Here is a 19,266-nt window from a genome sequence, read left to right as displayed (position 1 = left end):
AAAGACAGATTTAAAATTGAAGATTAAGGCTGAACAGGAAGCTGCGCGTAGCCGGATATGTAAACCCGGAAAATGAATCGGACGCATTACTTCCCGAAGGTGAAGAACTCGTCTCCGGATCAAAACCGCTATACTTCGTATGCAGCCAGAGATTATTACCGGTGAAGGACACCGTCGCTCCACTGATCGTCTTCGTAGGTATCAGCCATTGTGTAGGTAATGTGTAAGACAATGACAGGGAACGTAACCTTACCCATGAAGCGTCTTCGATGAAGTTTTCACTCGCACCACGATAATAGTTCCGGTAAAAACCAGCACCATAGTCTACACCATCCGGACCTTTCGCCTGTCCCAGATACACCGCTTTGGTATTAGCCGTACCGTCTGCCAGCACACCATTGAACACCATTGTCTGATCGCGGTTCTCCGTCTCTTTTGATTCTCCGAATGCCGCAAGGAAATTAGACAGCTGATTATACTTGTAATTACCATGACGCACATCCAGCAATACAGACAATGACAGCTGTTTATACCGGAACGTCTGCGTGGTACTACCAATCCACTTCGGCAGTGTACTACCCAGATAACGCTGATTAGAAGCATCATCCAGCACCGGAAAACCATTAGCGCCGATCAGCAAAGGCAGATCCGTACGCAGCGTCTTTTTATCATCCACTTCATTCCCATAATAGCGTTTGTAAGTTCTGCCATACAAAGCGCCATACGACTGACCGGGCACCAGTTTAGTGCTCACAGTAGAACTCAGATAACCGTATTGGGAAGACAATACGATCTCACTCAGTTGCAGCTCTTCGTTCAGCTTCTTCACTTTATTACTGTTGGTGGAGAAGTTCACCCGGAAATCCCAGCTGAAATCTTTTGTACGCACCGGCACGACAGACAGGGTCACCTCCAGTCCTTTATTGCTGATCTCACCGGCATTCACATATGCCTTATCAAAACCTGTCGTGGTAGAGACATCAACCGGTACCAGCAGGTCTTTACTTTGCTGCTGATAGACTACCGCTTCCAGACCTATCCTGCTTTCAAGGAATCGCAGTTCTGTACCGAGCTCTGTTGTTTGTGTAAACTCAGGACGCAGATTAGGATTCCCTAAAGTTCTGTTCTGATAGAAAGGTACACTGGATCCGATAGTAGTACCGGCCTTGAATCCATTGGTGATGGAATAAGGATCTCCATCTTTACCGATCTTCGCCCACGAAGCTTTGAACTTACCATACGTCCACCAGTTGGGCAATCTGAACTGATCACTGAAGATGTAACTCAGACTGACCGAAGGATAGAAATAACTACGGTTATTGACAGATAAAGTAGAAGTCAGGTCGTTTCTGCCGGTCAGTTCGAGAAACAGATAGTTATTCAGTCCGAGCGTCAGATCTGCGAAATAACCATAGTTCCTGTAATCAGAAATATAGGATTCCGCGGTTACACGCTTCGCGTTATTCAGCAGGAACAGATCTGGTACAACAAGGGTATCTCCCATTACACTGTTCCTTCTCACACGTTGATCACGCAGGTCATGACCAACCTTCAGATCAATAGAATACTTCTCTTTAAATGTATGTGTGACATTTGCCATGACGGTAGAAGTCAGGGTACGGCTGCGGAGATTATATTCATACATAAACCCATATTCGTTGTCATCCAGATTAGGAGCTTCTCCTACGAGTCCCAGCGGACCGGGTGCCTGATGTACCCTGCCATCCGTATAGAAATCATTACCGATACGATAGGAGAAATTCAGCCATGAAGTGGGTTTATAGGTAATGAAAGTACTGGCAATGGTGCGGTTCACATTATCTCTGAACTTGTTGGTTGACAGTGTATAGATCGGGTTGTTCGTACCACTGCTGTAAGTCTGTTGCGTACCATCCGGCTTCACATAATTTTTCATATCCCAACGCGGAGACCAGTAGATAATCTGCTCCCCATAACGGTCAGCATTGACCCTGTCACCACCGGAATTAATATAGTTCAGCGATACACCTGCACTGAACTTTTCGCTGATCTTAAACTGACCATTGATCCTTGCATTGTAACTGGTAAAGGTGCTGAAAGGAATCACGCCATCCTGATCCAGATAAGACATGGAACCAAGCAACTGTGCTTTCTCAGTACCACCGCTGACATTCACCGTATGACGAGTCTGGGTGCCTGTTTCAAATGCCTGTTTATAGTTATTATAAAGCTGATCAGGATGCGTATCATCCAGCTTCTTTGCTTCCTCTACCGTAGGCCCGAAGGTGGGCCAGAAACTGGCCGGGTCATATTCGCCGAGATATCCCTGCGAATATTTTGATTGTACATCCGGTGTTTTATTTACCTTATCAAAACCATACATACCGCTGTAAGTCACCTGTAACTTACCTGCCTTGCCTGATTTCGTGGTGATAACAATCGCACCGTTGGCTGCACGGATGCCATACAAAGCCGTTGCAGCACCACCTCTGAGTACAGATACGCTTTCAATATCGTCGGGGTTAATATCAGCAGCACGGTTGCTCATACCACGGGTTTCAGCACCACCTGTGGTGTAAGTATTATTGTCAATTTCCACCCCATCGACGATAAACAGGGGTTGGTTATTCCTGTCACCCGAAATGGAGTTAATACCTCTGATAATAATACGTGAGCCCTGACCCGGACCGCCACCTGAGCTGGAGATCTGCACACCTGCTACTTTACCCTGCAGGGCATTGACAACGTTGGGTTGGTGGTTGACGTTAAGGTCTTTGTTGTCTACCTGCTGGATGGTGTACCCAAGGGCACGTTTTTCCTTTTTAACGCCAAAGGCGGTGACCACCACTTCATTCAGGTCTTTCTGCGAAGATTGCATGGTCACATTGAGTAAATCACCTGTACCCACGGATAACTGTTGTGTAGTATAACCTACATAGGAGAAAATGAGTGTTGCATTATCACTGGTGAGGGTAATGGAGTAATCACCAGTGGCACCTGTAAATACGTGATTCTGGGAGCCTTTCTCTACGATGACCACACGCTCCAGTGGTTGTTGTGTGTCACCGGCAACAACCTGTCCACGGAGGGTTTTGCCTTTCTGGGCAAAGGTAGTAGAGCAGACAGCCAATAGCATGATCAGCGCCAGCCCTGTAGAAATTTTCATAAGCTGTTAAGTTTAGAGTAAGTGATGTGAAAAAGCATGAAACTTCCCGGCTATACTTCAGTACGCCATGATTTTGGTTTGATTGTTCAATAAAGTGATCCCCGGAGTGTTATACGACTTTCAAGTGTGTCATCGACATAAGCAATTTCCTGTTATCAGATTTCGAGTTTTCCCTGGTTAAACAAATACAAGTTACTTCCTGAATAGACAAAATATAAAAACAAACATTCTTTTGCAAGGTTTTCACTTCACAAATTAATTCCTGATAAAAATACCGGCTGATAAAAACACAATTACCCGAAATTCTTAACGCATAATTCTTAATTGCGCAGCACATTAATCCGGGCTGTAGAATATGATAATCTCTACCCTGCGGTTTCTCCTTCTTCCCTCGGCAGATTGATTATCGGCCACCGGCTGACTTTCACCCACACCAGTAATTAGCCGGATATCATTGCCAAGACCATGTTCCTGCATATAACCGGCAACCGCATTGGCCCTTTTCATGGAAAGTGAATTATTGTAGGCCGAAGTACCGGCATTGTCTGTATGGCCGTTTACCTGTAACTGTATGCTGCCATCACGGGGTATTCTTTTGATCAGGCTATCAAGTGAGCTATACAGATTCTTATTGAGTTCGCTGCTGTTGAATTTAAAGAGAATATCCGGAATGACAAGCGTGTCCGGCTGATGCACTGCAGGTCGGGGTCGTAGGGTATCTTTGGCCAGTGGCGGGCGACAAATGATCATTTCCACCCGGTTATTTTCTCCGGCAGTATGACCTGCGGTATCATACCGTGGATTTGTTTTACCTGCACCCTGTACATCGAAATCATCGAAACTATATCCCTCATTATACACGAGATAATTGGCCACAGCTTTGGCTTTATCCGCCGATATAATCCTGTTATATTCAGGAGAAGCAGTCTGCCATGCATACCCTATCAGCTGAATGCGGGCACGATTGCCCCGGTAACGATTCAGGGCCTCGTCTATCTGCTGTTTATAACGATCATTCAGGCTATTTTTATCCACCGTAAAAAGGTCGTCTTTCAGGATGATCGTATCACATCCGGAAGCCCCGTCCAGCCGGTGGATCAGCTCACCGGAAGCAATAAATTTTTCAGGGATCGTATGCCGGTGATGTTCCGTATATAGCAGGGCGATGGTACTATCCGCATCCGGACAAACGGGTGGTCCACCCTCCGGTGTCACACTGATACTATCGATCAGCAGTTGCGCATTGCTATAGCCGCCACCGGCGCCTTCCTTACGCTGGGGCGCCCTGAAGTTACCGATCAGCATATGCGTAGCGGTCTGTGTAGCTACATAGGTCTTCTCCAACATATACCACGGATGATTCAGGCGGAATAGTTTCTTTTGCACATCATTTTCACTGAGTTCCAGACTGGCGGGCGCTGTCAGACAACTCCCGCTCTGGGTGAATACAAATGCTGTATCAAAGCGGATACCCGCCCGAAGGGGGTAGTTATCCGTATTCATGTAGATACGGATCCGGTAGGTACGACCTTTTTCCAGCGGACAAAGCAGCCGGGTCTGTATATATATTCTTAAATCGGGATTTTCCTTGCCTTCCTGCAGGAGATTGACATAGTGCTGGCCCTGCAAGGCCGCGCCATTACATAGGTATTTCATCCTCGCAACCTCCGGCGCAACCGAAAGCCAGGCGGATGGAGCACAGGGGGCTGTATATTCCGTACAGATATTTACATCTTCGAAGGAAGCGTTTGGCACCAGGTTCTGGGCGATCAGCCCCAATGTACAGTAACAGCATAGTAGTATCATTACGATACTTTTTCTAACACAGGCCAGCATGCACGTGGAATTATATATCTTAGTCCATCGAAAACCTACAGTAAAAATACTACTTATGTTGATCTTAATTAAATTTCTCATCGGCTTTTGTGCCCTGGAGCACCTATACATTCTATGGCTGGAAATGTTCGCCTGGACCACAAAGGCGCCTAAAGTATTCAAACAACTGCCGGCCCATCTCTTTGAACCCACCAAAACACTCGCTGGTAATCAGGGATTATATAACGGCTTTCTCGCAGCAGGATTGATCTGGTCCCTCTTTATTCAGGACGAAGCATGGTCCATGCATGTGGCGACTTTCTTTCTGAGCTGCATTGCTGTAGCAGGTATTTATGGCGCACTGACAGCGGGTAAGCGTATATTTTTCGTACAGGCGATGCCAGCGTTGGTGACGTTGTTGTTGATTGTCATTTCCCTCTTTTAGCGCATTTACGCTCCAATTCTTAATTCCTGTTAAACCGCTCCAGCTTTGCCGGATTCCCCGTTACCAGTCTGTTAATCATCAACCCTGCTGCTGTATCCCCCGTAGCATTCAACAACGTCGCTACAGGATCCAGTAAGGTGCCGATAATCATAATAGCAGGTAACACGGTGGCGGGCAACTGATAAGCAGACACGATCAGTAGTTGTCCGACATAGCCACCATTCGGAATGCCTCCTTCAATAATACTTACCAATACTGCGATCAGCACCGCCAGCAGAATGGTGTCAATTCCTTCCATAGAACGGCCTGCAAGGGCCAATGCAACGGCTACCTTGATCACAGCAGCGATAGCAGATCCTTCCTTATGCAGGGAAGCTCCCAGCGGGATGACCATATCTGCTACCGGGGCAGGTAGTCCCATATCTTTTGCTGCTTTCAGATTGGCAGGGATAGTAGCAACACTGCTACAGGTACCCAATGCGGTAGCAGATGGCAGCAGATTGTTCCGCCAGTATCTTTGTACGGCTGACCATCCCCCGGATAATAACGCATAAGCCGTAAAGACGATCAGGTAGTAGAAAATAGAGATAATATGCCCGGTAGCAAGTGATTGTGCGTAGTCACCAAATAGCTGAGGGCCTGTCACGGCTACCTGACAGGCGAAATAAACGCCTAATCCCACGGGAGATAGTAACATGATCAATCCCAGTAACTGCTTCATTACTTCGTTGCCGGAATGTAGTAAACGCCGGAACGATTCTCCGCTGAGGGCGGCTTTTCTGGCGGCAATACCGGTCAGCAGGGAGAATATGATCAGCGCCAGCATGTTCTTTCTGGACAGCAATTCAAAGAACTCTCCTACAGATACCAGTTTTACCAGTTGTTCGCCTAAAGGCTCCGTCTTTTCAAGGGTTGTCGCAATGCTTTCAAGGTGCTGGGTAACGGGAAATAAATGGACACCGATAACGGCGATCATGGCCGCTAACAATACAGTGATAATAAAGACCGTGATCGTGGCAGATACCAGTCTCGCAGTTACACCGGTGCTATCGAGGGTGGCTACTGCGGAGGATATGGCAAAGAAAACCATCGGCACGACGGCTGTAAATAACAGGTTCAGGAAGATATCTCCTATGGGTTTTAACACCAGTACCTGATCCTGCAAAAGCCAACCTGCCAGTGTACCCGCAATAATGCCGGATAATAAGAAAATAATATCCCGGTAATGCCGGAAAAAGTGATGGCCGGTAGATGGGGTCATACACACGATTTGTGGTGAGGAAAATGGATATGAAGGGCTTATCGGGTCAGTAGTCCGGCATCCAGTACAAAGGAGGCGCCGGTCACATAGCGGGCTTTATCCGAAGCAAGGAACACCACCATATGCGCTACGTCTTCTGCTTCTACCCATGGTACATTGATCAGGTTTCCGGCAGAACGTTCGGCTATTTCCTGTGGAGTAGCACCTTCCAATGCTGCCAGTCCGTCGTTCATGGGCGTATTCACACCCGTAGGATGTATAGCTACAGAACGGATATTATGGGGCGCCAGCTCTATTGCCCATGATTTCGTCAATCCTGTAAGGCCCCATTTAGAGGCGGCATAGTGACTCAGCCGGTTCATCCCTCTTAATCCGGCGATAGAGGAATTATTGATAATAACACCACCGCCTTGTGCTATCATGACCGGAATGACGTGTCTGCCGGCGATCCATGCACCTTTCAGGTTGATATCAATCATGGCATCCCATTCTTCTTCCGGCATTTCATGTGTTACGCCATATGCACAGATCCCTGCATTGTTAAACAGGATATCTATCCGGCCCAAAGCTGCTGCCGTAGCTGTTACCGCCTCTTCTACCGCGGCATTATCCCGTACATCACCCGTAAATGTCAGGCATTGTACGCCCAGTTCTTCGCAGGCTGTTTTCAGGGAATCCAGTTCAGACGTTGAACCCAGCGTATATCCGGGATACGCCATCTGGCGGGCAATATCAAAAGCAGCAATATGCACGCCTTCTTTTGCCAGTGCAAGTGCGGCAGCGCGTCCTTGTCCGTGGGCGGCGCCCGTAATAAAAGCGGTCTTATTTTTCAGATCCTGTGTCATGATGGTATGATTATTTTTGGGTAAGGGGCAGATAATTAAACAGGTACTCGTCGATATCAGTTTCGATCACATTATTGAAGATATTGGTAGCAATCATTTGTCCGGCGAAAGCAATCAGTTCAACCAGCTCCTCCGTGTTATATACAGCACTGATAGCGGCAAATAACGCCTCATTCACCCTGCCCTGATGTTGGGCAATCGCGCTGCCAAAATCCATGAGCAACTGCTCTTTTTCGCTGAAAACGATATGAGCAGGATCTTCACCATGATCGATAATTATTTTACGAAAGAAAGTGGTACAAAGCGGACAGTTACTGCCAACAGACACGGTGTAGGCAAACAGATAAGCCGGACGGAGACCGAGGAAACGCTTAATGCGGTCATATAAGCGATACCACTCCATATATACTTCAAAAGCGGTCTGGGAATGCCCCAGCGTGGCTTTCATATTTGTAATACATGCGTTCCAGGTAGTAGTGTGCAGCGAGTAGGCTGCCTGCAGGGGAACAGGGGTTTCTTCGGGGGAAAGCGGGTTAATACGTGCCATAAGATTTGTAGGTTATTAACTGAAAATACGAAAATAACCTACAAATCCGGTAGAGAATTAAAAAATTAAGTACTTATAATTTCACCCATGCCACACAAGCCTTCTTCTCCTCTCCTTTGCGGGTGATCATCAGCGTTGCATAAGTGCCTTTCTTTTCATCAAAGTCTGAAGCACCCAGCATACAATAATATCCTTTGAATGTCTCAGGTGTGCCAAACAGGAAAAGTCTTTCCTGTCCTGTTGGTGTACATCTGTAGCAGACAGTATTTGCTTCTGTAAGATAACGCATGGGCTTCTTGTCAGTAAACGTACCACCCTGATCCAGATAAGCCAGATAATCGTTGAAGATGATATAAGTCGCTTTGGCTGTCGGGAGGTAGTCATATGACAGGTAAGGCGTTGTATTGAGCACCTGAATACGGTTACGGAAGATCCACTGTCCTTTCTTTCTGCGCTGGAAATAGAGCGGTTCATAAGTACCGTTTGCGACCTGCATTTTAACCAGTCCGTAACCTGATTGTTCACGGCCACGTGCGTCCAGTTCGGTCACCCCGATATCATTCAGGTTCGTATGCATCTTATTCCATGAATTGCTACCTGTAGAAGCGAAGATAGACATAGATTCCATCAGGATAGTACTACTGCCGTCCGCATGTGCGATCAATGCCTGTGGTTGTCCATTGTAAGGACTGGTATACTTCATTTTCTCCTGTGCAAATGCGGTGATCTTGTCACTGTGTAAGGCGGTATAGCTATTCAGTGCCAGTGTGCCCGCATCCAGATAGTTGATATAGGCAGCGGGCACCGGTGCTTTTGCCGTCTGGTTATTGGCAGTCGTGATCAGGGCCTGTAAGGTGTTGGTGCCTGATACGTATTGCAGACTTGCATGCAGGTCGGTGAAGTTGGTCGTATAAGGCAACAGGGTATGGTTGAAGTTATTCTCACCTTTACCCCATACAGACAGGGCCACCAATGCACTGGTATCTTTGCTGCTTTTGCGGCTGTTGTTCAGTGCAGCAGTAGCGAGATATATTTTATCACCACCACTTACGAGCATATCAAGGTAAGCGAGGTATGGATAATCATTTTCAGCAACGGTGAAATAGCGCTGTCTGATCAGTTGGTGATCAGGACCGTAATGAGAGATCTGTACTCTTTCGGCAGGAGATTCTTTCCGTTGTAATTCACCACCTGCGAAAGCCGCCACCGCATAATACCCGGTACCGGCATCCAGAGATACATGGAAGTCATGAGAAGCGAAGTTATCCTGTACAGCTACATCTCTGTGCAATACGGTCGGCAGTTCTCCCAGTTTATCTTCTTTCACCAGTTTACCCGTGCTGCCGTCCAGAATAAGACGGTACAGATTCGGTTTATACTTTACCAGCTGTTGCAGGAAGATCACCACCTGATCATTGATAGCAAAAATACCGTCAATTTCTGTGTCATTGAGGCCGGAAGCATCCCAGAGCTGTCCTTTTACGGCTTCTGTTGCCAGCGGGGCGCGCTTTGCATCATACAAGCTGGCTACGATGCCCTGTTTTTTGTCGAAATGCAGGTAACAGGTGTTACCACCCGGTAATAGCAGTATTTTATCAAAACCTTCTCCCGGTTCAGGAAATGTGGCGCTAAGCTGTACAGAAGGGACCTGTGAGGGGGTCTGTGCATAGGATTGACTGGCAAATAGCAGGAAAAACAGGCCCATGCCTGTCCGTAAGTATTTCATAGGTTAAAGTGTCGTTCTACCCGTAAAGATATAATAATTTTTAAATGTGTGCCGGCGTCCTGACCAAAATGAAACCCTTTATCCTTTTTTCCGCTTTGTCCTTGCAGGGCTTTTGCTATATTTATGGCTATTTTCCAAATTGAAACGCTAATGACAATCAACAAAATCCTGCTTTGTTCAGGCGTCCTGCTGGCTTCCCTCGGGAACGTCGCTGTAGGACAGACCGCTACTTCGAAGTACGATCAGCATGAAGTTTTCGGGCCCCTGTTTTACCCTGCCAACGGTAACGAGTATCGCAGTGCATCCGGCGCACCTGGCCATAAATACTGGCAGAACCGGGCTGACTATACGATCAATGTCGTATTAGACACTGCCAGCCATCGTATAGATGGTTCCGTTGCTATCACTTACAAAAACAGCAGCCCTGACAAATTATCCTTCGTATGGCTGCAGATGGACCAGAATATTTACAGGGAGGATTCCAGAGGAGCTGCCACCAGCGTTGTAACCGGTGGCCGTTTTGCCAACCGTAGTTTTACAGAAGGATACAAGATCAAGTCTGTAAGCGTTGCCATCGGCGGAAAGAAAACTGAGGTAAAATACACTGTTACCGACACGCGTATGCAGGTGATCCTGCCGGAAGGCCTGAAAGCGGAAGGTGGCATAGCGAAGATATATGTAGACTATTCTTACGAAGTACCACAGTACGGTACAGACCGTACCGGCCGTCTGAAAACAAAATATGGCTGGGTATATGAAATCGCACAGTGGTACCCGCGTATGGAAGTATATGACGACGTACTGGGCTGGAACTCGATCCCTTATCAGGGTGCAGCAGAGTTCTATCTGGAATACGGCGACTTCGATTATACTGTAACGGCTCCTGCCGGTATGGTGGTAGCTGGTTCCGGTGCACTTATCAACGAGGCACAGGTACTGACTGCAAAACAACAGGCACAGCTGGCCAAAGCGCGTAACAGCGACCAGACCGTGATGATCAAAGACAGCGCAGAAGTAGCTGCTGCAAAACCGGGTACAGGTATGCAGTCATGGCATTTCCAGTGCAAAAACGCACGTGACGTATCATGGGCGGCTTCTACCGCGTTTATCTGGGATGCTGCCCGCATCAATCTGCCAAGTGGTAAGAAATGTCTGGCGCAGTCCGTATACCCTGTAGAAAGTATCCAGTCTGCCAATGGCTGGCAGCGTTCTACTGAATACGTAAAAGGCTCTATCGAGTTCTATTCCAAACAATGGTTTGAATACACCTATCCAGTAGCAACTAACGTAGCTGGTATCGTAGGCGGTATGGAATATCCGGGTATTGTATTCTGTTCTTACAGAAGCACCGGCGGTGGATTATGGGGTGTAACCGATCACGAATTCGGTCACAACTGGTTCCCGATGATCGTTGGCTCCAACGAAAGAAAATATGCATGGATGGATGAAGGTTTCAACACTTTCATCAACGATGGTTCCAGCAAAGCATTCAATAACGGCGAATACTATCAGAAACAACAGGGCCAGTCTATGGGTCGTGCAATGAGCGGTGATCCGATCATGAGTACACCAGACGTGATCCAGAGCAGTTACCTCGGTATTGCCGCTTACTACAAACCTGCTATGGGTCTGGGTATCCTGCGTGATTATATCCTCGGTAAAGAGCGTTTTGAATATGCATTCCGCACTTATATCGATCGTTGGGCATTCAAACATCCTACACCATGGGATTTCTTCCGTACCATGGAAAACGTAGCGGGTGAAGACCTGAGCTGGTTCTGGAGAGGTTGGTACCTGAATTCATGGAAACTGGATCAGGCAGTGAAAGACGTGAAATATGTAAGTAACGATCCTTCCAAAGGTGCACTGATCACCGTAGAAAACCTGGAGCAGATGGCTTTACCGGTTATACTGGCGATCACTGACAGCAAAGGTAAAACTGACACCGTGAAACTGCCGGCAGAAGTATTCCAGCGTGGTGGTACATGGACATTCAAATATGATTCAGATAACAAACTGACCAAAGTAGTGATCGATCCGGATAAGGCATTCCCGGATATCGATCCTTCCAATAACGTATGGAGCGGTTCCAGCAAGAAAGCGCCAGCCGGCCTGACTGCCAACGAAGTACTGAAAAAATACTTACAGGCAATCGGCGGTACCGACAAAATACAGGCTATTAAGGACCAGACCATCTCCGCTACCGGATCCGTACAGGGTACTGATATCAAGATGACCAAGAAAATCAAATCGCCTGATAAATACCTGCTGGATGTATTCATCCCGATGATGAATGTACACGCCAGTAAACTGATCATCAACGGTGATAGCATCACCGCTATACAGATGGGTACTCCTGTTCCACTGGATGCTGCTGCCAAGGAACGCGTAAAAGCAAACATGGTGCTGATCCCTGAACTGGACTACCTGAAGGGAGGCGTTGATATTCAGCTGTCGCCGGAAATCATTACAGACGATAATGGCAAAGACAACTACCTCGTTACGGTGAAAGAAGATGAGACAACCCGTACAGAGCTGTATTATGATGTAGCTACCGGATTGCTTTCAAAGAAGATCAGTTACAATGGCGATCAGGTTACCGGCGCTATTGAAACCAGTGATTACAAAGAAATAGGTGGTGTGAAATTCCCATTCCTGCTGAAGAATACTATCAGCGGACAACAGGTTGATTTTAAAGTAGACGATATTAAAGTGAACAGTGGTCTGACAGATGCTGATTTTAAATAACGTATAGAGAAAAGATAATTTGTTGAAGGAGAAGCCCTCCTGTTGATATTTTCCAATATCGGCGGGAGGGCTTCTCCTTTGTCTTTTTTTGGGAGTAAATGTCTATATTGTGGCTGAATCAGCAGGCATAACTAATCAGGACAACTTTCTATATCTCGACCTATAACAACACTAACAAACCCCCGGAAGCAATTCCTTTAAACCCAACGCGAATGATAACAATGGGGATATTTAGAGCAATTACCCTGACCGGTGCAGACAATATTGAACTGAATGAAAGGAGCCGAATCATCAAAGTAAATATACTCGCCTGTGTCACAGGTGTTATGGCGTTTTTCTTTGGGACATTATTCTATATCATCTCAGGTAAACTCAGCCTCTTTCTCGGTACATTAGTAGAAGGAAGTGCATGCTTTTATGTCATATATCTCAACAAACAACGGAAATATGATATCTCTGCCTTCTATCTGCAAATGATACATAATGCGGCCACGCTTTACTTCGGCTGTATACTTGCAAGCGTTGTAGAACCCAGTCTACTGGCTATATTCCTCATTGGCACCTCATTACTCATCGTAAAAGATAAATTGTTCCGCACCACCTGTATCGTTGTGGCGCTCATTACGCTGGTATTACTGGAAGTGAACCGCTTTGCCGGCATCATTCCTCCCTATGAATTTAATGCTGTCACTACAGTAGTGATCCACTACTCTGCTATCATGGTGATCGTTTCGTTGAATATACTCATCATCATGTTCTACGTCAAACATAATGATGTATTACTGAAAGGTCAGCAGGAACATGCGGAAAACCTTGAACAACAGGTACACAACAGGACCAGCGAACTCGAAAAAGCCAATCATTATAAAAGTATTTTCCTGCGCGAAACCAATCACGAGATCCGCGTACCACTCAATGCCATTCACTCTATCAGTCAGCTGCTGCTGATGGATGCAGAACGGAATAATGATACCGCCTATATCAAACACGCAGAACACCTCTGTGCCGCCAGTCATCAGGCATTAGATGTCATCAATAATGTACTGGAACTCTCCCGTATAGAAGCCGGTAAACTGCATGAAGTACACAATGAAGCATTTGGCATCAGGGATCTGCTGGAAAATATTGTCGGTACCGGACAATACATCGCCAAAACAAAAGGCGTACGTATTGTACTCGACTACAACAAACGACAGCTTCCCTCCCATCTGGTGACCGACAAGATCAAACTGACACAGATCATCAATAATCTGCTGTTCAATGCAGTGAAATTTACTGCGAATAACAGCACCGTTACGCTATCAGCCAACGTAGAAAACGACCAGTGCCGTATTAGTGTAAGAGACCAGGGAGCCGGCATGAGCAGTGATAAAATGGCCCCCATCTTTGATCCTTTTATTACCGAATGGAATAGTTTTTCCGGCGGTACAGGATTGGGCCTGCACATTGCGCAACACCTTGCGACCTTATTAGGGGGTATTATATCCGTGGAAAGCGTAGTCGGAAAAGGGACCATATTCAGCTTTAGTTTTCCGCTACAGGCCTGTGCAATGCCCATACAGACGGAACTGCCGGAAACCCGTGCAGATGAGTCTATGTATGCGGGCGTGAAAATCCTGATCATTGAAGACGATGACATGAGCCGTATCTATCTGACGAAATACCTGAGTCGCCTTGGATGCGAGGTGAAGTCCTCCGGTACAGGTATAGACAGCCTGGAATTGCTACAACACTATATTCCTGACATTATTCTTGCCGACAGGCATCTGCCTGATATGGATGCAGAGGAGATCCTCACTTATGTAAGAAGCGCAGCCCTGTTACAGCGCGTACCGGTGATCGTCATTTCCGGTGATGTATTCGAAGAAGACAAAGTGGCCACTCTGGAAGCAGGCGCCACCGCATATCTGATCAAACCCATTGACTTCAAGCTGCTGAACATTACGCTCACCCAATGCCTGAACAGCCCTGCTCTGTTATAATCGTCGTTACCGTCCTTATTGTCCTTATTGTTCCATTGTTGCCTGTTTTCATCCCCCGATAACAGCATAAACACTTATTCTCCATATTCTCTGCCGGTTTACCTGCGGAGATGTCGCATCATCGCATTACATTTTTGTCTGAATTAGTTTTTTCTCCTCTCATTTTTAAAATCCATTTTTATGCGACAAATTACTGTCCCAACTCTCCATTGCCCTTTTGAGGCGAAGATCAGTCCATTTGTGAATGAGATTGACCAACACACATCCTCCTGGCTGCACGAATTTAATCTGCTGCAATCAGAGGAAGCCTATGAGCGGTTCAGCAGGTACAAGTTTGCCTGGATGACCGCCCGTACTTATCCGGATGCGGATCTGGCCTTCTTATGTACGGCCAATGACCTTAACACATGGCTATTTGTACTGGACGATCTGCTGGACCATGTAAAGCCGGAAACAGCCAGTTATCGCGAACAGGCATGGTTGCAGCAGGTAATTACAGATTTCGTCAGTGTGCTGCGTTATGACCGTTCTATTGACCGGGTGACCAACCCCGTGCTGGCGGCCCTGAGCGATTTCTGGGACAAAATGCGCCAGCTGAGTACAGCCTCGTGGCAATGCCAGTTTACCCTCAGTCTGAAGGCAACTTTCGAAGCCGCCGTATGGGAAGCTGAAAATGCAAAGCAACGCAGACAGCCTTCTGTTTTTCAGTACATGCAGATGCGGCCATTCTTTAGTGGCGCCAATCTGGGTACTGACATGCTGGAAGTAGCCGCCGGCACTTATCTGCCTGTATTTGTATTACAGAATGAACAGTTCCAGAAACTGGTGGATCTGGCCCGCAGAGCCGTTTGCTGGGCAAATGACCTCTTTTCTTTATCAAAGGAACTGGCTCACGGAGATGAACACAATCTGGTCATGGTAATCGGGCACGAACAGCAGATCACGCTCGAAGAAGCCATCGCGGAGACGGCTGCCATTCACAATCGCGAGATTGCGCAGTTTAACGAACTGAGATGCCAGCTGCCGTCTTTCGGTATGCACATCGATCTGGCCATCCAGCGGCATCTGGATGCTCTGGGTACCATGGTACGGGGTTTTATGGACTGGTCTATTTATGACACAGCACGGTATGAGTTTAATTATACCGCCAGCTGATGCCACTTATGCCTGACAGGAAAACATTCCTGTCAGGTTCACACCTATAAATAATAACGCCCCGGAATGATTAGCAGTCCTGATAATACCCGTTATAACAGGCATTTCTGCTGTGATCGGTTATGCCGTATAAAACGATCCGGAGACTGGCTAGTGACAATTTCTTAATACATGGAATGGCTGATTATCAATAAATTTGAAAAGCTGCCATTTTGTGTTTGGTAATGTTTAATATTATTTTATATATTTAAATGCAGTTGTAGTGCGGGAGTTACTCAAAACCCTTCCCGATTGAATCTCTTTATACCCTGTTTGCTTTGTGACCGAGCCGAATTATTGAAAACTCAAATCGAAATTTTAATCATACATATATAATCCTGCGATCATGAAAGTATCACCTATCAGCTTTCCGAGTGTTTTCGAAACTGCGTATGGTAACACGGAGAATTCCTCAAAAGACCTATTGAATGGCCTGAAGATCAAAAAAGACGAAAACTGGTATATTGTCGGAAACCTGGCGAGACGTGGAGGGATCAACCCCGGACGTGTCACGAATGCTGCTCCGCAGGAGGATGATTATGAAATCCTCTTCAAAGCTGCCATGGTCAATGTGCTGGATAAAGTACAACAGCCTTTGTCCGTTACCATGGGCTTCCCTTTTTCCACTTATAACATCTATAAAGGCGCGGCCGAGCAGTTCCTCAACAAACGTCACTTTCTGATAGAGTACGATACACATACTTTTAATAACAAGGGCACGATCAAAAAAGGGATGCTGGACATCGAGCGTTTTGAAGTGATCCCGGAGATCGTAGGAGGTATTATTGGTCTGAAAAAGACCGTCAATGATCCTAAAACAGAGAACTTTATCGCTGTCAGCTTTGGCTTTGGCACCATTGAAGGTGGTATGGCCACTGCGGATGGTCTTATACATCGTACCTGCTTCAGTTCCCATGGTATAAAATATGCCATCAACAACCTGGCCCGTGAACTGAATAAACAGTATTATCTGGACATGAAAAATGAGCATCAGCTGGATGATGCCTTCATGAAAGGATCTATCTTTACCAACAGGAAACGCCTTGACCTCAAGGATATCCGTAAGGCACTGCTGACCCAGTATTACAAGGAAGTAGTGTCTCCGCTGATGAGGAATTACTTTACCGATCAGGACTTTGAAAATTGCAGCAAGATCTATCTGATGGGTGGCGGTGCACATTACCGCGAACTGGCAGACGCTTTCGTGGAAGAATTCAAAGACTTCATTCCTGTAGAAGTAGCGCCTAACCCTGAAAACCTCGTCAGCATCGGTTATTTATACAACTCTTTAAGAATTTCAGACGATAAACATCAGCGTAGCGTAGGACTTGATCTGGGCAATGCCTCTTCGATCATTTCCATCTTTGAAGACGAAAGAGAAAAAGAAATCTTATCTGTTGGACCAAATATGTGATGTGCTTCCCTTGAAAGACTTAATTAAAAAGGCCTTTGGAAAGGACATGTTCCTGATCCCCGGTCAGGTGTCCGTACAGGGCGCTATTGAATCTACCATCCCCGGACGTATCGATGGTAATGTGAGAGGTGATGTGCGTACAGAAGGTACACTCGTGATCGGCAAAACCGCTACCATCCGTGGTAATATCTATGCGACTGATCTCGAGGCTTTCGGAAAAGTATATGGGGATGTTTTTGTAACTAATAAAGCTGTGATCAGCAACAAAGCATATATCAAAGGCGATGTAACAGCGCTGGTATTGGAGGTGGAACAGGATGCCGTGATAGAAGGCGCCATCCGTAAACATCCTACTGAAGCAGATGATGTAATACCGCCACCGATAGAAGAAGATGAGGTAAAACCGGCGCCGGAAGAGGATGAGGAGAAGGCAAGCAGCTGGTTTTAGTCAATTGGGAATTGAAATGTAGTGAAGAAATAACTGGTTTTATAACGAAGAGGGCGTCCGCCGTATGGCAGACGCCCTCTGTATTTTTAGCCTGTCCGGCTGCATCTTCCGGCTGATTATTCTATTCTTTCACCTGTCAACGTGAATACTTAATGTGACATAGCATAACAGCGAAAAACAGTTATCCATCCGGTAACACCAATTTGTTGCTTAATGCTTTATCGGCCTCGGCTTTGCCCGCTCATACTGCACCGGCCATACATGCGACTCATCTCTCAACGCATGTGCTGCGTGTATCGGGAAATAAGGGTCACGCAAAGACTCCCTTGCTATTAACACCAGATCAGCCTTCCCTTCTGCCACAATAGACTCCGCTTCTTCCGGGGTAGTGATCAATCCTACGGCGCCGGTCATAATCCCTGTTTCCTTACGGATATGCTCGGCGAACGGCGTCTGGTAGAGCGGCCCGAGTGTGATCTTTTGTGCAGGTGTCAGTCCGCCGGAAGACGTATCAATCAGATCCACGCCTCTGTCTTTCAGCAACAGGGACAATGTGGTAGACTCTTCCAGTGTCCAGCCCCCCTCTGCCCAGTCAGTTGCCGATAATCTGACAAACAGCGGATATCCTGCCGGCCAGACGGTACGTACTTCGGCTACGATCTCCAGCAGGAAACGTACCCTGTTGGTAAAATCACCGCCATATTCATCCGTACGCTGGTTACTGAGCGGCGATAGGAACTGATGGATCAGATAGCCATGAGCCCCGTGCAGTTCAACCACTTTAAACCCTGCCGCCAGCGCACGTGAGGCAGCCGTTTTAAAGGCTTGTATGACGTTGTTGATGTCCTCTTTGGTCAATGCTACCGGAAGGCCGTATTTGTCAGAAAAAGGGATTGCGCTGGGCGCATAGATCTCTTTCCATCCGCCATCTTCCGGAGCTACCAGCTGAATGCCTTTCCACGGCACTTCCGTACTCGATTTCCGGCCTGCATGTGCCAGTTGGATACCCGGTACGGATCCCTGTGCCGAAATAAAATCAGTGATCCTTTTCAGCCCCTCAATATGCGCGTCATCCCAGATGCCGAGGTCTTTGGGGGATATCCTGCCTTCCGCAGTAACGGCCACTGCCTCTGTAATGATCAGACCAGCGCCGCCTACCGCACGACTGCCCAGATGTACCAGATGCCAGTCATTACTAAAGCCGTTCTCCGCACTGTATTCACACATGGGTGAAATCGTGATCCTGTTCCTGAATGTGATGTCTCTTATCTGTAAGGGTGAGAATAATACTGCCATCGGTCTGCTGTTTAAATTACGTTTCGGGTCAAAAGATAAGCAAATCAGGGCAAATTGAAATCCTTCGATGTATCGTAAGTGATGGATAGCGAGGATTTTGGCATATAATGGCGTAATAAAAACAAAAACCCCCAGACAATGCCTGGGGGTTTTGCTAATTGTATAGAAAAAGCAAGCTTAGTCGATACGTCTAACGTTAACGGCGTTCATACCTTTACGACCTTCCTGCAGTTCAAACTCTACTCTGTCGTCAGCCTGGATCTCGTGAATCAGACCATTAACGTGAACAAAAGTTTCTTTATCAGACTCCTCATGGATGATAAAGCCAAATCCTTTTGTCTCGTTGAAGAACTTTACAGTTCCCTGGTATTTTGTTGTCATTTGTGAAAATTGTGAAAAT

Annotated in this window: 14 protein-coding genes; 6 read left to right on the top strand and 8 right to left on the bottom strand. The window is 46.7% G+C overall.

Translation table 11 applies throughout. The annotated features are described in order from the left end of the window. Positions 1 to 10: 10 nt before the first annotated feature. The gene (locus tag FEF09_RS15325) at positions 11 to 3,145 is read right to left on the bottom strand and encodes a SusC/RagA family TonB-linked outer membrane protein (protein ID WP_146305930.1); all 3,135 of its coding nucleotides are present in this window, start codon (positions 3,143 to 3,145) and stop codon (positions 11 to 13) included. 336 nt (positions 3,146 to 3,481) lie between these two features. After that, positions 3,482 to 4,951, bottom strand: a complete 1,470-nt coding sequence (locus FEF09_RS15320) for an OmpA family protein (RefSeq protein ID WP_186774360.1) — start codon at positions 4,949 to 4,951, stop codon at positions 3,482 to 3,484. Positions 4,952 to 5,036: 85 nt separating this feature from the next. Here FEF09_RS15320 and FEF09_RS15315 point away from each other — a divergent pair, with 85 nt between their 5' ends. Next, positions 5,037 to 5,405 (top strand): DUF1304 domain-containing protein, encoded by a 369-nt coding sequence (locus tag FEF09_RS15315; protein ID WP_146305928.1) that lies wholly within the window; start codon positions 5,037 to 5,039, stop codon positions 5,403 to 5,405. Between the two features lie 19 nt (positions 5,406 to 5,424). On the opposite strand, the gene FEF09_RS15310 is transcribed toward FEF09_RS15315, so the two are convergent. The 4 genes from FEF09_RS15310 to FEF09_RS15295 form a co-directional block, all read right to left on the bottom strand. Beyond that, the gene (locus FEF09_RS15310; RefSeq protein ID WP_146305927.1) at positions 5,425 to 6,666 is read right to left on the bottom strand and encodes a dicarboxylate/amino acid:cation symporter; all 1,242 of its coding nucleotides are present in this window, start codon (positions 6,664 to 6,666) and stop codon (positions 5,425 to 5,427) included. Positions 6,667 to 6,704: 38 nt separating this feature from the next. Next, a complete protein-coding gene (locus FEF09_RS15305) occupies positions 6,705 to 7,511 on the bottom strand; it encodes an SDR family oxidoreductase (protein WP_146305926.1) in 807 nt (268 codons plus the stop codon). 10 nt (positions 7,512 to 7,521) lie between these two features. Then, positions 7,522 to 8,058, bottom strand: coding sequence for a carboxymuconolactone decarboxylase family protein (locus tag FEF09_RS15300; protein WP_146305925.1), 537 nt, complete (start codon positions 8,056 to 8,058; stop codon positions 7,522 to 7,524). Positions 8,059 to 8,131: 73 nt separating this feature from the next. Further along, positions 8,132 to 9,784, bottom strand: a complete 1,653-nt coding sequence (locus tag FEF09_RS15295) for a hypothetical protein (protein WP_146305924.1) — start codon at positions 9,782 to 9,784, stop codon at positions 8,132 to 8,134. Positions 9,785 to 9,934: 150 nt separating this feature from the next. On the opposite strand from FEF09_RS15295, the gene FEF09_RS15290 reads away from it, so the two are divergent. The 5 genes from FEF09_RS15290 to FEF09_RS15270 all read left to right on the top strand — a co-directional run bounded on the left by FEF09_RS15290 (position 9,935) and on the right by FEF09_RS15270 (position 17,570). Next, positions 9,935 to 12,532, top strand: coding sequence for a M1 family metallopeptidase (locus tag FEF09_RS15290; protein ID WP_186774359.1), 2,598 nt, complete (start codon positions 9,935 to 9,937; stop codon positions 12,530 to 12,532). A gap of 221 nt (positions 12,533 to 12,753) precedes the next feature. Continuing rightward, positions 12,754 to 14,514, top strand: a complete 1,761-nt coding sequence (locus FEF09_RS15285) for a hybrid sensor histidine kinase/response regulator (RefSeq protein ID WP_186774358.1) — start codon at positions 12,754 to 12,756, stop codon at positions 14,512 to 14,514. A gap of 180 nt (positions 14,515 to 14,694) precedes the next feature. Beyond that, the gene (locus FEF09_RS15280; RefSeq protein WP_146305922.1) at positions 14,695 to 15,669 is read left to right on the top strand and encodes a terpene synthase family protein; all 975 of its coding nucleotides are present in this window, start codon (positions 14,695 to 14,697) and stop codon (positions 15,667 to 15,669) included. 385 nt (positions 15,670 to 16,054) lie between these two features. Next, positions 16,055 to 17,122 carry a ParM/StbA family protein gene (locus FEF09_RS15275; RefSeq protein ID WP_146305921.1) on the top strand — a complete coding sequence of 356 codons (1,068 nt, stop codon included), beginning with the start codon at positions 16,055 to 16,057 and terminating at the stop codon, positions 17,120 to 17,122. Between the two features lie 10 nt (positions 17,123 to 17,132). Then, the gene (locus tag FEF09_RS15270) at positions 17,133 to 17,570 is read left to right on the top strand and encodes a polymer-forming cytoskeletal protein (protein WP_186774357.1); all 438 of its coding nucleotides are present in this window, start codon (positions 17,133 to 17,135) and stop codon (positions 17,568 to 17,570) included. A gap of 210 nt (positions 17,571 to 17,780) precedes the next feature. Here the strand turns inward: FEF09_RS15270 and FEF09_RS15265 are convergent, their stop codons facing one another. Both FEF09_RS15265 and FEF09_RS15260 read right to left on the bottom strand, forming a co-directional pair. Continuing rightward, complete coding sequence (locus FEF09_RS15265) at positions 17,781 to 18,866, bottom strand: NADH:flavin oxidoreductase/NADH oxidase (protein ID WP_146305919.1); 1,086 nt, start codon at positions 18,864 to 18,866, stop codon at positions 17,781 to 17,783. Between the two features lie 177 nt (positions 18,867 to 19,043). Next, on the bottom strand, positions 19,044 to 19,247 hold the full coding sequence (locus FEF09_RS15260; RefSeq protein ID WP_089807294.1) for a cold-shock protein: 204 nt from the start codon (positions 19,245 to 19,247) through the stop codon (positions 19,044 to 19,046). Between the last annotated feature and the right edge of the window lie 19 nt (positions 19,248 to 19,266).

Source organism: Chitinophaga pinensis (assembly GCF_007896845.1).
Classification (GTDB): domain Bacteria; phylum Bacteroidota; class Bacteroidia; order Chitinophagales; family Chitinophagaceae; genus Chitinophaga; species Chitinophaga pinensis_C.
Note: the sequence above shows the minus strand (reverse complement) of the source record. Positions and strands in the feature narration are given on the sequence as shown.

Bases quoted from the DNA above. Each gene is read 5' to 3' on its own strand.
- FEF09_RS15325 (WP_146305930.1), bottom strand. From the start codon at position 3,145: ATGAAAATTTCTACAGGGCTGGCGCTGATCATGCTATTGGCTGTCTGC.
- FEF09_RS15320 (WP_186774360.1), bottom strand. From the start codon at position 4,951: ATGATACTACTATGCTGTTACTGTACATTGGGGCTGATCGCCCAGAAC.
- FEF09_RS15315 (WP_146305928.1), top strand. From the start codon at position 5,037: ATGTTGATCTTAATTAAATTTCTCATCGGCTTTTGTGCCCTGGAGCAC.
- FEF09_RS15310 (WP_146305927.1), bottom strand. From the start codon at position 6,666: ATGACCCCATCTACCGGCCATCACTTTTTCCGGCATTACCGGGATATT.
- FEF09_RS15305 (WP_146305926.1), bottom strand. From the start codon at position 7,511: ATGACACAGGATCTGAAAAATAAGACCGCTTTTATTACGGGCGCCGCC.
- FEF09_RS15300 (WP_146305925.1), bottom strand. From the start codon at position 8,058: ATGGCACGTATTAACCCGCTTTCCCCCGAAGAAACCCCTGTTCCCCTG.
- FEF09_RS15295 (WP_146305924.1), bottom strand. From the start codon at position 9,784: ATGAAATACTTACGGACAGGCATGGGCCTGTTTTTCCTGCTATTTGCC.
- FEF09_RS15290 (WP_186774359.1), top strand. From the start codon at position 9,935: ATGACAATCAACAAAATCCTGCTTTGTTCAGGCGTCCTGCTGGCTTCC.
- FEF09_RS15285 (WP_186774358.1), top strand. From the start codon at position 12,754: ATGGGGATATTTAGAGCAATTACCCTGACCGGTGCAGACAATATTGAA.
- FEF09_RS15280 (WP_146305922.1), top strand. From the start codon at position 14,695: ATGCGACAAATTACTGTCCCAACTCTCCATTGCCCTTTTGAGGCGAAG.
- FEF09_RS15275 (WP_146305921.1), top strand. From the start codon at position 16,055: ATGAAAGTATCACCTATCAGCTTTCCGAGTGTTTTCGAAACTGCGTAT.
- FEF09_RS15265 (WP_146305919.1), bottom strand. From the start codon at position 18,866: ATGGCAGTATTATTCTCACCCTTACAGATAAGAGACATCACATTCAGG.
- FEF09_RS15260 (WP_089807294.1), bottom strand. From the start codon at position 19,247: ATGACAACAAAATACCAGGGAACTGTAAAGTTCTTCAACGAGACAAAA.